Source organism: Kitasatospora sp. NBC_00315 (assembly GCF_041435095.1).
Classification (GTDB): Bacteria; Actinomycetota; Actinomycetes; order Streptomycetales; family Streptomycetaceae; genus Kitasatospora.
The window spans coordinates 1419939-1433382 of sequence record NZ_CP108025.1; the positions used below are offsets into that span (position 1 = coordinate 1419939).

At 70.9% G+C, this 13444-nt stretch carries 11 protein-coding genes, 1 tRNA gene and 1 pseudogene; 2 read left to right on the top strand and 11 right to left on the bottom strand.

Translation table 11 applies throughout. The features are described 5' to 3' along the window. Positions 1 to 36: 36 nt before the first annotated feature. The 8 genes from hpnD to OG823_RS05990 form a co-directional block, all read right to left on the bottom strand. Positions 37 to 894, bottom strand: a complete 858-nt coding sequence (gene hpnD / locus OG823_RS05955) for a presqualene diphosphate synthase HpnD (protein ID WP_371484323.1) — start codon at positions 892 to 894, stop codon at positions 37 to 39. A gap of 41 nt (positions 895 to 935) precedes the next feature. After that, on the bottom strand, positions 936 to 1919 hold the full coding sequence (gene hpnC / locus OG823_RS05960) for a squalene synthase HpnC (RefSeq protein ID WP_371478114.1): 984 nt from the start codon (positions 1917 to 1919) through the stop codon (positions 936 to 938). Between the two features lie 284 nt (positions 1920 to 2203). Beyond that, the gene (locus OG823_RS05965) at positions 2204 to 3019 is read right to left on the bottom strand and encodes an ABC transporter ATP-binding protein (RefSeq protein WP_371484324.1); all 816 of its coding nucleotides are present in this window, start codon (positions 3017 to 3019) and stop codon (positions 2204 to 2206) included. A gap of 1 nt (position 3020) precedes the next feature. Continuing rightward, the gene (locus OG823_RS05970; RefSeq protein WP_371478116.1) at positions 3021 to 3992 is read right to left on the bottom strand and encodes an ABC transporter permease; all 972 of its coding nucleotides are present in this window, start codon (positions 3990 to 3992) and stop codon (positions 3021 to 3023) included. Positions 3993 to 4136: 144 nt separating this feature from the next. Continuing rightward, positions 4137 to 5027 (bottom strand): glycosyltransferase family 2 protein, encoded by an 891-nt coding sequence (locus OG823_RS05975; RefSeq protein ID WP_371478118.1) that lies wholly within the window; start codon positions 5025 to 5027, stop codon positions 4137 to 4139. After that, positions 5024 to 5761 carry a CDP-alcohol phosphatidyltransferase family protein gene (locus OG823_RS05980; protein ID WP_371484326.1) on the bottom strand — a complete coding sequence of 246 codons (738 nt, stop codon included), beginning with the start codon at positions 5759 to 5761 and terminating at the stop codon, positions 5024 to 5026. Before OG823_RS05980 ends, OG823_RS05975 begins: the two co-directional genes overlap by 4 nt. 70 nt (positions 5762 to 5831) lie before the next feature. Then, positions 5832 to 6893 carry an iron-containing alcohol dehydrogenase family protein gene (locus tag OG823_RS05985; protein ID WP_371478120.1) on the bottom strand — a complete coding sequence of 354 codons (1062 nt, stop codon included), beginning with the start codon at positions 6891 to 6893 and terminating at the stop codon, positions 5832 to 5834. Then, positions 6881 to 7636, bottom strand: coding sequence for a sugar phosphate nucleotidyltransferase (locus OG823_RS05990; protein ID WP_371478121.1), 756 nt, complete (start codon positions 7634 to 7636; stop codon positions 6881 to 6883). Before OG823_RS05990 ends, OG823_RS05985 begins: the two co-directional genes overlap by 13 nt. 545 nt (positions 7637 to 8181) lie before the next feature. Here OG823_RS05990 and idi point away from each other — a divergent pair. Beyond that, the gene (idi, locus tag OG823_RS05995; protein ID WP_371478123.1) at positions 8182 to 8820 is read left to right on the top strand and encodes an isopentenyl-diphosphate Delta-isomerase; all 639 of its coding nucleotides are present in this window, start codon (positions 8182 to 8184) and stop codon (positions 8818 to 8820) included. Between the two features lie 240 nt (positions 8821 to 9060). Here idi and OG823_RS06000 read toward each other — a convergent pair. Continuing rightward, positions 9061 to 9531: pseudogene (locus tag OG823_RS06000) on the bottom strand (ATP-binding protein); the annotation flags it as partial. A 591-nt stretch (positions 9532 to 10122) separates the two neighbouring features. Here OG823_RS06000 and OG823_RS06005 point away from each other — a divergent pair. Next, positions 10123 to 10207: transfer RNA gene (locus OG823_RS06005), tRNA-Leu, on the top strand. 123 nt (positions 10208 to 10330) lie between these two features. On the opposite strand, the gene OG823_RS06010 is transcribed toward OG823_RS06005, so the two are convergent. After that, on the bottom strand, positions 10331 to 11572 hold the full coding sequence (locus OG823_RS06010; RefSeq protein ID WP_371478124.1) for a recombinase family protein: 1242 nt from the start codon (positions 11570 to 11572) through the stop codon (positions 10331 to 10333). Positions 11573 to 11931: 359 nt separating this feature from the next. Then, a complete protein-coding gene (locus tag OG823_RS06015) occupies positions 11932 to 13014 on the bottom strand; it encodes an IS630 family transposase (protein WP_371484327.1) in 1083 nt (360 codons plus the stop codon). Positions 13015 to 13444: the final 430 nt, after the last annotated feature.

Below are 13444 nucleotides of genomic sequence, written 5' to 3' on the forward strand. Positions count from 1 at the left end.
CCGCGTTGACAAAGCGTGACATAACTGGCGCGAGAATCAAGAACGCCCTCCGGCGAGCCCCGACAGCGCCACGTATGCCTTCTCCCAGCCGGGCAGGGAGACCCGACGGCGCAGCACGGACCCCGGATCGGCCGCGATCCGGGCGAGCAGGCGGTGGTAGATGCCGGCCATCGCGGCGGTGCAGGCCCGGCTGCGCCGGTCCAGCATCGGGAGCAGCCGCAGGCCCTCCTCGAAGGCCTCCTGGGCGCGCGCGGCCTCGAAGGCGACCAGCCCGGTGAAGTCCGCGCCGACCGGGGGCCGCGACAGGGCGAAACCCTGCTCGCAGCCGAACCGCGCGAGGTCCTCGGCGGGCAGGTAGGTGCGGCCGTTGACGGCGTCCTCGCGCAGGTCGCGCAGGATGTTGGTGAGCTGGAGCGCCAGGCCCAGCGTGTCGGCGTACCGCGCGCCCAGGACCGGGTCGTCGCAGCCGTAGACACCGAGCGACAGGCGGCCGATCGAGCCGGCCACGCAGCGGCAGTAGACCTTGAGCTGGTCGAAGGTCTCGTACTCGGCGCCCTTGAGGTCCATCTCGACGCCGTCGATGAGCTCGTCGAAGCCCTCCAACGGGATCGGGAAGCGCCGGGCGGCGTCCGCCAGGGCGACCTTGATCGGGTCGACGTCGTCCTCGACGACCGCGCCGGAGCGGATCTCGTCCAGCAGCTCGCGGGTGCGCAGCAGCTGGTCGGCCTTGCGCTCCGGCGGAAGTTCGCCGTCGCCGATGTCGTCGACCCGGCGGGCCAGGGCGTAGAGGGCCGACATGGCCAGCCGCTTGGGCTCCGGCAGCAGCCGGATGCCGTAGCTGAAGTTGCGGGCCTGCAGCCCGGTCACTGCCTCGCAGTACCGATACGCCGCCATGACCTGCGCCGATGCCAGTGGTGATGCCGCCACTCGGGCGTTCACCTTCCCTTCGCGAAGATTGCCGCCGCCTTCACTGCGAGGCGGCGCTTGTCCGGCTTCGCCTGCTGGGCGAGTACGTCGTACCCGGCCGCCTCGACGGCCGCCAGGGCCGCGTAGCCGCCGGCGGTGAATCCCGCCAGGAGCAGTCGGAGCCTCCCCCGAACCGTACCCACCAGCGGCGCGCCGCGATCCAGCAGGGTCCGGGCCCGGTCCGCCTCGAAGGCGATCAGCTCCCGGACGGCCGGGCCGGCGGTGGGCGCGGCGAGGTCGGCCTCGCTCACGCCGAAGCGCGCCAGGTCCTCGGTCGGCAGGTAGATCCGACCCCGGGCGAGGTCCTCGGCGACGTCCTGGAGGTGTTCGACGATCTGCAGGGCGCTGCAGACCGCGTCCGAGAGTTCGATCCGTTCGGGGGTGGCGACGCCGGCCAGGGCGAGCACCAGCCGGCCGACCGGGTCGGCGGAGAGCCGGCAGTAGCCGATCAGGTCCTCGTGGCGGGCGTAGCGGGCGGTGCTCTGGTCCACCCGGTTGGCCTCGATCAGCCGGCGGAACGGCTCGGGGGTCAGCGCGTGCTTGCCGACCATCGGGACGAGGGCGCGCATCAGCGGGTGCCGGGGGCCCGCGCCGCCGGACCGCGCCGCCGGGTCGAGGGCCGCCGGGTCGAGAGCCGTTGGGTCGTCGAGGGCCGTTGGGTCGAGGGCCGCCTCGAAGACCCGGTCGAGGTCGCGCTCCAGACCGTCGAGCAGCCCCAGCCGGAAGGCGCTCTCCTCGGGGGTCAGGGGGCCGGACGCGGCGGGGGCCGCCGGCGCGGGCACGGCCACGCCGAGCAGCCGGGCGACGCCCGCGGGGTCGGCGAGGTCGCCGTCGCCGGCGTCGTCGACCAGCCGGGCGAAGCCGTACACCGCCATGAGGTCGGCACGCCAGGCGGCCGGAAGGAAGAACGGGGCGACCGGGAAGTTCTCCAGGTCCGCCTTGTCCAGCGTCACCCCTGCTGACTGATCCGCTGACTCAACACTCGGATGGGCCGAAGCCGACACTGCTGTCACTCCCCCGTTCTACACCGCCTGGACCACTGACCTCACCCGGACACGCGTCCGATAGCGCGACCCGGGCGACGGACCGCTCCCCGGTGTACAGCCTGGCACCGCGGAACGCGCCGGAGAAGAGCGCCCCCGGGCGCCGCGCGGGCCGCTCACCCGCACGGGCGAGGGCCGGTGCCCGGACGCTGTCGTCCCGGCACCGGCCCCCTCTTCGCCCGGATGCGGCGCCGCTAGGGGCGCTCGCCCTTCTCGTAGGCGCGCACGACGTCCTCGGTCGGCCCGTCCATGATCAGCTCGCCGGTCTCGATCCAGATGGTCCGCTCGCAGGTGTCCCGGATCGAGTTGTTGTTGTGGCTGACCAGGAAGACCGTACCGGCCTCCTTGCGCAGCTCGCGGATCCGGTCCTCGCTGCGCCGCTGGAACGCCTGGTCGCCGGTGGCCAGCGCCTCGTCGATCAGCAGCACGTCGTGGGTCTTGGCCGCCGCGATGGAGAACCGCAGGCGGGCGGCCATGCCGGAGGAGTAGGTGCGCATCGGCAGGTTGATGAACTCGCCCTTCTCGTTGATGCCCGAGAAGTCGACGATGTCCTGGTAGCGCGCCTTCACCTCGGCCGGCGGCATCCCCATCGCCAGGCAGCCGAGCACGACGTTGCGCTCGCCGGTGAGGTCGTTCATCAGCGCCGCGTTCACCCCGAGCAGCGAGGGCTGCCCGTTGGTGTAGATGCCGCCGCGCTCGGTCGGCAGCAGGCCGGCGATGGCGGCCAGCATGGTCGACTTGCCCGACCCGTTGGAGCCGATCAGGCCGACCGCCTCGCCCTTGTACGCGGTGAAGCTGATGCCCCGCACCGCGTGCACCTCGGTGATGGCGGGCGAGCGCTTGCGCGAGATCAGCCGGCTGAGCGCGGAGGTGGCACTGCCCTTGCCGGAGCCGGCACCGTGCACCTTGTAGACGATGTGGACGTCGTCCACCACAACGGTGGGAACGCGCGCGGAGTCCGTCTGGTCGGCCACGGTGTCGGCCTCTCCTCGGCTCTCGGTGGTTGCGATGTCAGCCACGGCCGTACTCCTCCTCGGACTTCCAAAAGAACACGTAGCCGAACGCGAACGCGACCACGGCCCACACGGCGGCGATCAGCCACACGTGGTGCGGAAGCGTGAGGTAGTGCGGGAGATCGTGCCCCGCCGCGTCCTTGCCACCGGGGTAGATGTTCTTGTCGAAGCTGTCGGGCATGAACGCGTAGCGCATCAGGTCCATGTAGACCGACGCCGGGTTCAGCTCCGTGATCGTCTTGACGAACGGCGGCCAGGAGGAGATGTTGCCCTGGATGCTGTACATCACGCCCGAGACGTACATCCAGGTCCGCAGGACGAACGGCATCAGCTGGGAGATGTCGGACGCCTTGGAGCCGACCCGCGCCATCACCAGGGCGAGGCCCGTGTTGAAGAGGCACTGGAGCAGCAGCGTCGGGACGATCAGCAGCCAGGTGCTGCCCGGCATGGTCCCGTTCACCAGGACGATCGCGACCAGGACGACCATCGAGATCAGCAGCTGCTGGAGCTGGATGACCGTGAAGGCGATCGGCATGCTGGCCCGCGGGAAGTGCAGGGCGCGGATCAGCCCGAGGTTGTCGGAGATCGAGCGGGTGCCGGACTGGATCGCGCTCTGCGAGAACTGGAACACGAACACGCCGACGCACAGCCACGGGATGTACTCGGGGACGGTGTCCCGGCTGCTGAGGATCACACCGAAGACCAGGTAGAACACCGCACAGTTGAGCAGCGGCGTCAGTACCTGCCAGACCTGGCCGAGCTTCGCCGTGGTGTACTGGGCGACCAGTCGGGCGGTGGCGAAGGCCACGATGAAATGCCGACGGCCCCACAGCTCCCGGGTGTAGGCCACCAGGCCGGGCCGCTTGCCACTGACCGTCAGGCCGTACTTCTCCACCAGTTGCTTGGGGGTCAGGCCCGTGTCCGCCCCCCTCGGGGCGGAGAGGGTGACGGGTTCACTCACTGTCGACACATTCGTCCTTCGCGGGGATCAGGAGTCTGGCGCCGGCCGGTGGGGGAACACCGGCCTTCGCCGAGGGGGATCCACTGGGATCACGGGGAGCTCCGGCCGGCGGTGTGGTCACCGGCCGATGCGGTCATCGGATGACGGGGGTCATCAGATGAACGGCGGTCTGCCCAACCTGGTCAGCCGCCACACAGTACGCCATCGCATGGGCCGACGCGCACCGCAGGGCTCGCGCCAGCCCGCCCGGAACCCGCCCCACCATGCCTTGAGCGCCTCCGGGGAGGGGCGGCGGGCCAGCGTCAGCAGGAACCAGGTTCCCAGGTAGAGAGGCACGAACAGGGCCGGAAGGTTCCGTCGCGCCAGCCACACCCGGTTGCGCGCCACGTTGTGGAAGAACGACGCGTGCCGGGCCGGCGAGGTGGTCGGGTGGTGCAGCACCACGTCCGCGCGGTAGTCGATGGACCAGCCGGCGTCGAGCGCGCGCCAGGCGAGGTCGGTCTCCTCGTGCGCGTAGAAGAACTCGCCGGGGAGCTGACCGGCCTGGCCGAACACCTTGCTCCGCACGGCGCTGGCGCCGCCGAGGAAGGTGGTCACCCGGGAGGAGCGCAGCGGATCGCTGGCGCGCAGCCGGGGGACGTGCCGGCGCTGGGTGATCCCGGTGTCCGGGTCGGCGATCCGGAAGGAGACGATCCCGAGCTCCGGATCGGCGGTGAACGCCTCACGCAGCAGCCGGGCCGAGTCGCTGAGCGGGAGCAGGCCGTCGTCGTCCAGGAAGAGCACCGCGTCGACGTCCCGGGCGTCCGGCCCGAACAGCTCGATGCCGACGTTGCGCCCGCCGGGGATGCCGAGGTTCTCCGGCAGCTCCACGCTGCGCACACCGGCCGGCAGCGGCGGCAGCGGGGCCCCGTTGCCGACCACGGCCAGCTCGACCGCCGGACCCTCCTGGCCGGTCACGGAGTCGATCAGGGCGTTGAGCTCGGCCGGGCGGTTGCCCATCGTGATGATCACGGCGCCGAGCCGGAACCCGTCCGCCGCACTCATCGGAGCCTGCTGGAGAGGACGATGCTGAGCAGGTGCAGGACGGTCTGCAGCATCGCGATGGCCGCCAGCACGACCACCGCGAGGCGGGTGAAGAACAGCCCGCCGTGGACGGCGTCGGCGATGCCCGCTGCCAGCACGAACAGCGAGGCCTCGACCGCGCCGACCAGCCGGTGGAACTTCAGGAAGGCGGCGGCCTTGCGGGCCCTGGCGACGCCCGAGGAGCGCGGCACCGCGGCGCTGTCCTCGACGGCGGTCAGCCCGCTGCGGGCGCGGGCCACATCGACCAGGTCCGTCTCGGACTTGATCAGGATGGCGCCGAGCGCGGCCAGCGTGCCGAGGAAGGCCCACTCCCAGTGGGAGGCGGTGCCCTCGCGGTGGAACAGGTCGCTCGCCCGCAGGCCGAGGCCGGTGAGCAGCGCCGCCTCGGACATGTAGTGGCCGACCCGGTCCAGGTAGACGCCGGTGAGGGAGGTCTGGCGGCGCCAGCGCGCCACCTCGCCGTCCACGCAGTCCAGCAGCAGGTAGAGCTGGATCAGCACCGCGCCGAGGACGGCACCGGTCAGACCGGGGACGACCAGCGCCGCCCCTGCCAGGATGCCGGTGAACATCATCAGGTAGGTGAGGCCGTTGGGCGTGATGAAGGTGACCGGCGCAAGCACCCGGGTGATCCGCAGCGAGATGCTGCGCATGTAGAGGCGACCCGCCCAGTGCTCAGCGCTGCGGCGCTGGAGCATGCCCTCGGGGTGGATGACGGCCCGCAGCTCCTCGATCGAGGGGCGGACCGTGAGGTCGACCGCGGGGCGGTCAGTCGTTGACTGCTTGGACATAGTCGGCGTACGCGTCCCTGATAGCGGAGGGGGAGAGGTCGAGGTGCTCAAGGATGGTGAAGCGTCCCGGGCGGGTGTTCGGAGCGTAGTGCACCGCCTCGGTGAACTCCGCCTCGGTGAAGCCGATCTGAGCTGCGGTCACCGGCAGGCCGTGACGCGCCAGGCGCTCCACGATCAGACCGGTCAGCTCGCGCTCGCCCCGCAGGAAGCTGGCGAAGGCGGCCCCGAGGCCCACCTGTTCGCCGTGCTGGGCGGATCGCTTGGGATACAGCACGTCCAGGGCATGCGAGATCTCGTGACAGGCACCGGAGGAGGGCCGGGTACTGCCCGCGATATTCATCGCGATGCCGGACAGTACCAGGGCTTCTGCCAGGGCCGTAAGGAGGTCCTGGTCCTGAAGGCTCCCGGGGTGGCGCAGCAGGTTCTCACCGGCCGAGCGGGCCATCGCGACAGCCAGTCCGTCCACCGGTTCGCCCGTCACGGCCTGGGAGAGCTCCCAGTCCGCGCAGGCCGAGATGTTGGAGATCACGTCGCCGATGCCGGCCGCCACGAAGCGCTGCGGAGCCTGCCGGACGACGTCGAGGTCCACCACGATGCCGATCGGCCCGGGGACCCCGTAGGAGCCCCGCCCGGCGTCGTTGTCGAGGGTCGAGACGGGCGAGCAGATGCCGTCGTGGGCCAGGTTGGTGGCGACCGCGACGACCGGCAGGCCGACCCGGGCGGCGGCGTACTTCGCGGCGTCGATGATCTTGCCGCCGCCCATCGCGACGATGGCGTCGTAGTGGCCGGCCCGCATCCGGTCCGCGAGGCGCACCGCGCTGTCCAGGCTGCCGTCGTCCACGTTGTACCAGTCGGCGCCGGGCAGGGTCGGCTCCAGTCGCTCCCTCAGCACCGCGCCGGAGCCGTTGCTGATGGCGATCGCGATCCGGCCCGAGGCGGACAGCCGCTGGTCGGCGAGGATGCCGGCCAGCGCGTCCAGGGCCCCGGAGCGGATCTCGACGAAGACCGGCGACGGCACCAGGCGGGTCAGTACTGGCACGCGATCTCCCGCGCCCGGGTCAGGTCGTCGTGGTTGTCGACCTCGACCCAGGTCACCTCGCCGATCGGCTGCACGTCGATCCGCAGGCCCCGGTTCACCATCTCCTGGTAGCCGTCCTCGTAGTACAGCTGCGGGTCGCGCTCGAAGGTGGTCCGCAGGGCGTCGGAGAGGTCCTCGGCGGCGGAGGGGTTGATGACCGTGACGCCGATGTACTCCCCGCTGGCCTCGGCGGGCTCCATCAGCTTGGTGATCCGGCGCATCCCGGCGGCCGGGTCGACGACGACCTTCATCTCCTCGTCCGCCAGCTTCTTCACGGTGTCCAGGGCCAGCAGGATCCCGGGGGCGCGACCCTCCTTGGCGAGGCGGTCGTTGCCGTCCAGCATGGTGCGCTGGACCGAGGCCGGGTGCACGGTGTCCCCGTTGGCGAGCAGCAGGCCCTCGCCGAAGAGGTCGCGGGCGCACCAGAGGGAGTAGGCGTTGTTCCACTCCTCGGCCTTGTCGTTCTCGACCAGGGTGAGCTTGACGCCGTACTTCTGCTCCAGGGCGTCCTTGCGGTCGTACACCGCCTCCTTGCGGTAGCCGACCACGATGGCCGCCTCCCGCAGACCGACCTCGGCGAAGTTGCCGAGGGTGAGGTCCAGGACGGTCCGCTCGCCGTCGACCGGCACCAGCGCCTTGGGCAGCGTGTCGGTGTACGGGCGCAGCCGGCGGCCGGCGCCGGCTGCCAGAACGAGGCCGATCATGCGGTGTCTCCTGATCCGTCGTGCTCCGCCGGTGGAGCGCCGCGCGGAGGGTGACCGCACGGGCGACCGAACGGGAGTGACCGAACGGCGGTGACCGAGCGGGGCGGTCCAGCGTGGGTGGCCGAGCGGGATGACCACGTGGGACGACCACGCACCGGCCGGCCACCCGGGTGGCGCTCCGGTGCCGCCACTCGGGCGACACACCGTGTAAGTGATGGTAGGCGACCGCGACGACCAGCCCGAACGCGCCCGGGGCGGACGGCGGGCGGGCGACCGCGGGCCGCTCGGACGGGCGGCCCGGCGGGGCGGACGGCGGAGGGACGGTGGGCGGACGGCGGGCGGACGGCGGGCGGACGGCGGGCGGACGGCGGGCGGACGACCGGCGAGGGGCTCGAACGTCCGAAACCGGTCAGACCTGGGTACTTATCGAATGGACTTCCTATTCGATCGCACAGGACCGGACCAACTATGCGTCGGGCGGAAATCCGCCGCACCCATGCGGCAGACTGGGGCCCGACGCCACCGGTGCTCCCGAAAGAGGCCTCATGCCGCAGAGTCCCCCGACCAACCCGACGCACTTCACCTCGGAGATCGACACAGGTCTCGACGTCGAGACCGACGTCGACGACCGGTCCGACGAGGCCGGCCCGGAGATCCTCCTGGAGCTCGTGGACGACGAGGGCGTCACGATCGGGACGGCCGAGAAGCTCTGGGCGCATCAGCAGCCCGGCCGGCTGCACCGCGCCTTCTCGGTCTTCCTCTTCGACCGGCAGGGCCGGATGCTGCTCCAGCGCCGCGCGCTCGGCAAGTACCACTCCCCCGGGGTCTGGTCCAACACCTGCTGCGGTCACCCGTACCCCGACGAGCCGCCCTTCGTGGCCGCCGCCCGCCGCACCGCGGAGGAGCTGGGCGTCGCACCGGCGCTGCTCTGCGAGGCCGGCACCGTCCGGTACGACCTGCCGGACGAGGCCTCCGGGCTGATCGAACGCGAGTGGAACCACCTCTTCGTCGGCCTGGTCACCGCCCCCGTGCGGCCGAATCCGGACGAGGTGGACGACTACGCGTTCGTCAGCGCCCAGGAGCTCGCCGAGCTGGAGAAGGAGCGGCCGTTCTCGGTCTGGTTCCGGACCGTCCTCGAAGCGGCGCTGCCCGGGATCCGCGAGATCGCCGGCCACGACTGGTAGGCACCGCCCGACCTGCACCGGATCGCCGGCCGGGCCCGGGTGAGGGGCCGCGTACGGCTACGTACGGGCCGGTGATCCGCCCTCGTTGCGCGGGGTGAGGAGCGGGGCGAGCGGCACCAGGGGTACGGCAGGGCCGCTCGCGGTCACCTGCGGGACGGTCGGGAGGGTCGGGACGCCGCGTCCCGGTGGGCCGGCCCCGACGGCCGGCGTCAGCGACGGTTCGTCGTCGGCGGCCGTGGGCGGCGGGAGCGGCAGGGAGGCCCAGACGACCTTGCCGCCGGCCGCCGTCCGCTCCACGTCGCAGACCCCGCCGGCCTGCAGCGTCACGCTCTTGACCAGCAGCAGCCCGCGGCCGCCGAGCTTGCCGAGGTCACCCTCGAGCGCCTTGGGCCGGTACGGGTGGTCGTCGTAGACCGAGACCCGCACCCAGCCGCCGGCGATCGCCAGCTCGGTGACGACCTGCGGGGACAGCACCGCGGCGTGCGTCACCGCGTTGCTCACCAGCTCCGAGACGATCAGCAGCAGGTCGTCGATCAGCTCCTGGTAGCGCAGCCCGGTCATGCCCTGGGCGAGCAGCCGGTCCCGTACCGCGTGCCGGGTCCTCGGCACCGACGACTCCTGGGCCAGGACCGAGATCCGCCAGGCACCCTCGACCGGACCGCCACCCGACCCTCTCACCCCGGGCCCGTCCGCCCCGCTGATCTGTTCCACGTCAAGCCGCCCTTTCACGCTGGCACGGGAGGCGTCACCGACTGCCGCCGGTGTCGGGAATCAGGCGGTTCCCCTCATGGCTCCCGTGGTCCACAGAGGCTAGGAGAGCGGCGGCGGACACCACGGCAGCCTCGACAACTTGCTCGTGTCGGACCACTTCCGACCGATTCGGACCGCTGGCCATCCTGCACCTGAACAGAAAGCTTCACCCCGGATCGATGGAATGTTCACGGGACGGTCCTCTTCCCCACACCGGCCCCACCCGTTTCCCGCCCGCCCGGCGCTCGATCGAGCACCCCCATCACCACCGCGCCACCCGCACCCCACCGGATGCGCCCCCGCGCGCCCGGCTCGCCGGGCCGGTCGCCCGCCACCGTGACCCCGCCCGGCGGCCCGCCCGCCACCGCGCCCCGCCCGTTGAGCAACCGCCCTGAATGACCCTTCTTGTACCGCTTCACCGCCGGTCACCGGATCAGCGGACCGCACCCCCTCCCCGGCCACAGAAACGCAGGTGAGGAGCGCTCCAGAACCCTGGTAGTGTTCTCTCTGTCGCCAAGGGGAACAGCAGGAAGCCCCGAGGTTGCACACCCTGTCCGGGTGGCGGAATGGCAGACGCGCTAGCTTGAGGTGCTAGTGCCCTTTATCGGGCGTGGGGGTTCAAGTCCCCCCTCGGACACACTTTTTGTACACGGTGCCCAGCTTTCGGGCAGCGGTCATCGGCGCCCGTTCCTTGCCTTCGGCGAGGGACGGGCGTTCGCCGTTTCACGCCCTGCTCCGGTGGGCGTCGGCTCGGTGGCGGTCAGCCGATGACAGTCCTCTCTTTCGCCGCAGTGCCAGCGGTCAGAGTTCTGCCCGCCGGGTCGTAGACGAGGTCGATACCGCGGGCTCGAAGCCCCGCGACGACCTCGAGTGCGCTAGCGACTCCCCCGGCCTGCTCGTCCGCCGGGCCGACGGTGAGTCTGATCCACAGAGCCGGCAGGCGCGGCAGGACCTCGTCCTCACGCACGTACGCGTTGCGCGGCCGATCAGGACTGGGCGTAGTGGCGCTCGAGTGGCCGTGGCGGCAGCGGTAGGCGGGGCGGCCGTGCGACCAGCAGGACTCCATCACCCGACCGCACGGGCCGCAGCGCAGCAGCCCCGCAAGCACGTACTCACGCTCGGGGAGCGTGTCGCGTCGGGCGCGGATGCCCTGGACCGCGATGAAGTCCGCCTCACTGACCAGTGCGGGATGCGCCACATCGGTGGAGATGACCCAGTCGTCGGGGGAGTTCCAGCGCATCACGTCGCGCGTGCCGAGAGTGGTGTTGGCGGTGTCGATCAGGTCGTGGTCGGTGCGCTGGCGGTTCCACACCTGGCGTCCGGTGTAGCGGGGGTTGGCCAGGATCGCCCGCACGGTGGTGAGGGTCCACCGCTGCGCGCTGCGGTGTGCGTTGCGCTCCGGGTCCGCCGACGAGGGGCACGGGATCGCGGTGTCGTTGAGGGCGCGGGTGATCCGGGCGATGCTGTGGCCGGCCAGGCGCTGGGCGAAGATCCAGCTCACGATCCGCCCGCACTCGGGGACGGTGTCAAGACGCTGGATGCGCAGGCCGCGGCCAGCCAGCGCCCGGTTGGGATGCGGCCCTGCGTCCACGAGGCGGTACCCGTAGGGCGGGCGGCCTCCGAGGTAGCGGCCCTGGTCACGGGTTTGGACGGTCATGGCCGTGCGGACTCGGATGCGGGTGCGGACGATCTCGCGTTTTGCCAGGATGCCGAGCAGGACCATCAACTCCTCGTGCCCGGCGACCTTCGGGTCCACCGCGCCGCCCAGTTCCGGTATCCACACGGTGACGCCGTAGTGCTCGAACAGCGGGGCCATGGCGGTGAACTGGTTCCCGTAGAAGGCCCGTTCGCTGGAGCCGATCACGATGGCGTCGAACTCCCGCTCCGGATCGGCCATCGCCGCGAGCAGCGTGGCAGCCTCGGGCCGCCGGGCCCAGGGCAGGGCGCGGCTGTGGCCGACGTCGAAGAACTCCGCCACGATGCGGCCGTGACCACTCGTCAAGGCCTGCGCTCGTAGGAGCTGCCACCCTCGCGAGGTGACCGGGTCCTGATGGTCCTCGGTGGAGACCCGACCGTAGAACGCGAACCGCAGCCCGCACGGCTCCGAACGACCAGCCTCAAGCCGAAGCCGACCAAACCTCCCGGCCCAATGCGCCAACGATCCGCCTGGGACCGGGTCAGGCGCCGAAGCGGACAGCAGAGCCGTCGTAGTCCCCATGGTCATGGGCGGCACCTCCCACAGACGCGCACCTGCTTCCCCACCATCGGGATGACCGCCTGCGCGGCAGACACACCGAAAGACACCACACTCAACCCGAAAGCATGAACATCACCTTGCGGCGTCGGCGACACGGGCGGGAGCTAGTGTCCTGCACCATGAATTCGTTCAAGATATGAGGCGAGTCGTTCGAGGATCTCGTCGGCGCTCCTGGTCCAGGCGAAGGGCCGGGGGTTCTCGTTCCAGGTCTTGATCCAGTTCCGGATGTCCTTCTCCAGTGCGCGGACGGAGGTATGGACTCCGCGTCGGAGCTGCTTGTCCGTCAGTAGGCCGAACCACCGCTCGGCCTGGTTGAGCCAGGACGAACTGGTAGGGGTGAAGTGCAGGTGGAACCGGGAATGGGCGGCAAGCCACTTCTGGATCGCCGGCGTCTTGTGGGTGGCGTAGTTGTCACAGATGAGGTGCACGTCAAGGTCAGCGGGCACCTCCTTGTCCAGCTTGGCGAGGAACTTCTTGAACTCCACGGCACGGTGGCGGCGGTGGAGTGAGCCGATGACCTCGCCGGTCGCCACGTCCAGTGCGGCGAAAAGGGTGGTGACGCCGTTGCGCAGGTAGTCGTGGGTGCGGCGCTCGGGCATGCCGGGCATCATCGGCAGGACCGGGGCCGAGCGGTCGAGCGCCTGGATCCGGCTCTTCTCGTCGACACAGAGGACCAGGGCCCGCTCCGGCGGATCGAGGTACAGCCCGACCACGTCGCGGACCTTGTCGATGAACTGCGGGTCCTTGCTGAGCTTGAAGGTGTCCACCAAGTGCGGCTTGAGACCGAACGCCTTCCAGACCCGGCCGACCGTGGACTTCGACAGCCCGCTCTCGGCGGACATGGACGCACGCGACCAGTGGGTCGCGTCCCTCGGTGTGCGCTCCAGGGTCGCGACGACCAGGTCCTCGACCTGGTCGTCGCTGATCTTCCGAGGGGCGCCGGGGCGTTGCTCGTCCGCCAAGCCCTCCAGCCGGCTCTCCAGAAAGCGTCGCCGCCACTTGCCCACCGTCTGTGGCCAGATGCCCAGTTCGGCCGCAACCACCTGGTTCGACTTCCCGTCCGCGCACCCGAGGACGATCCGGCACCGTTGCGCCAGCGCCTGCGAGGACTTGGCCCGCCGCGACCAGCGGACCAGCGTCTCGCGTTCCTCGTCCGTCAACGTCAGCTCGGCCATCGGCCGTCCCATTCGCGCCACGGTACAAGGCTACACATATACATCGGATTTCAGGCGCGGGATACTAGGACATAAAGGGCAAACTACTCTCATCAAATGCCCTCTCAGAGAACAGGGCACCACGAGAACAGGGCACCACCCGCGAGGAACTGGCCCGGAGGGCGGCCGCACCACCGTAGAACGCCCCGCCCGGCCCCGAGGGCAGCCGGCCAGCGTTCGTACCGATGACAGGGGACTGCCGGTGCCGCGCTGTGCGAGCAGCGGCACCGGCAGTCCGATGGTGGTGGTTCGGCCGACCCTCAGCGGCCTAGCACCGTTCCGTCAGGGAGGTGGACCCTGCCCGCCGCGGCATCGGGGCGGGTGGTCCAGCGGGTCCACCGCTGACGGAAGATCAGAGACGGGCGTGGCCCGGTCGCGCGGCTCCTCGAAGTGCCCCGGCCCG

What these genes read in the sequence shown, in the direction of transcription:
- OG823_RS05980 (WP_371484326.1), bottom strand. Translation starts at nt 5,761, where the DNA reads ATGCTCCAGCGCCGCAGCGCTGAGCACTGGGCGGGTCGCCTCTACATG.
- hpnD (WP_371484323.1), bottom strand. Translation starts at nt 894, where the DNA reads ATGGCGGCGTATCGGTACTGCGAGGCAGTGACCGGGCTGCAGGCCCGC.
- OG823_RS05990 (WP_371478121.1), bottom strand. Translation starts at nt 7,636, where the DNA reads ATGATCGGCCTCGTTCTGGCAGCCGGCGCCGGCCGCCGGCTGCGCCCG.
- OG823_RS06015 (WP_371484327.1), bottom strand. Translation starts at nt 13,014, where the DNA reads ATGGGACGGCCGATGGCCGAGCTGACGTTGACGGACGAGGAACGCGAG.
- idi (WP_371478123.1), top strand. Translation starts at nt 8,182, where the DNA reads ATGCCGCAGAGTCCCCCGACCAACCCGACGCACTTCACCTCGGAGATC.
- OG823_RS05975 (WP_371478118.1), bottom strand. Translation starts at nt 5,027, where the DNA reads ATGAGTGCGGCGGACGGGTTCCGGCTCGGCGCCGTGATCATCACGATG.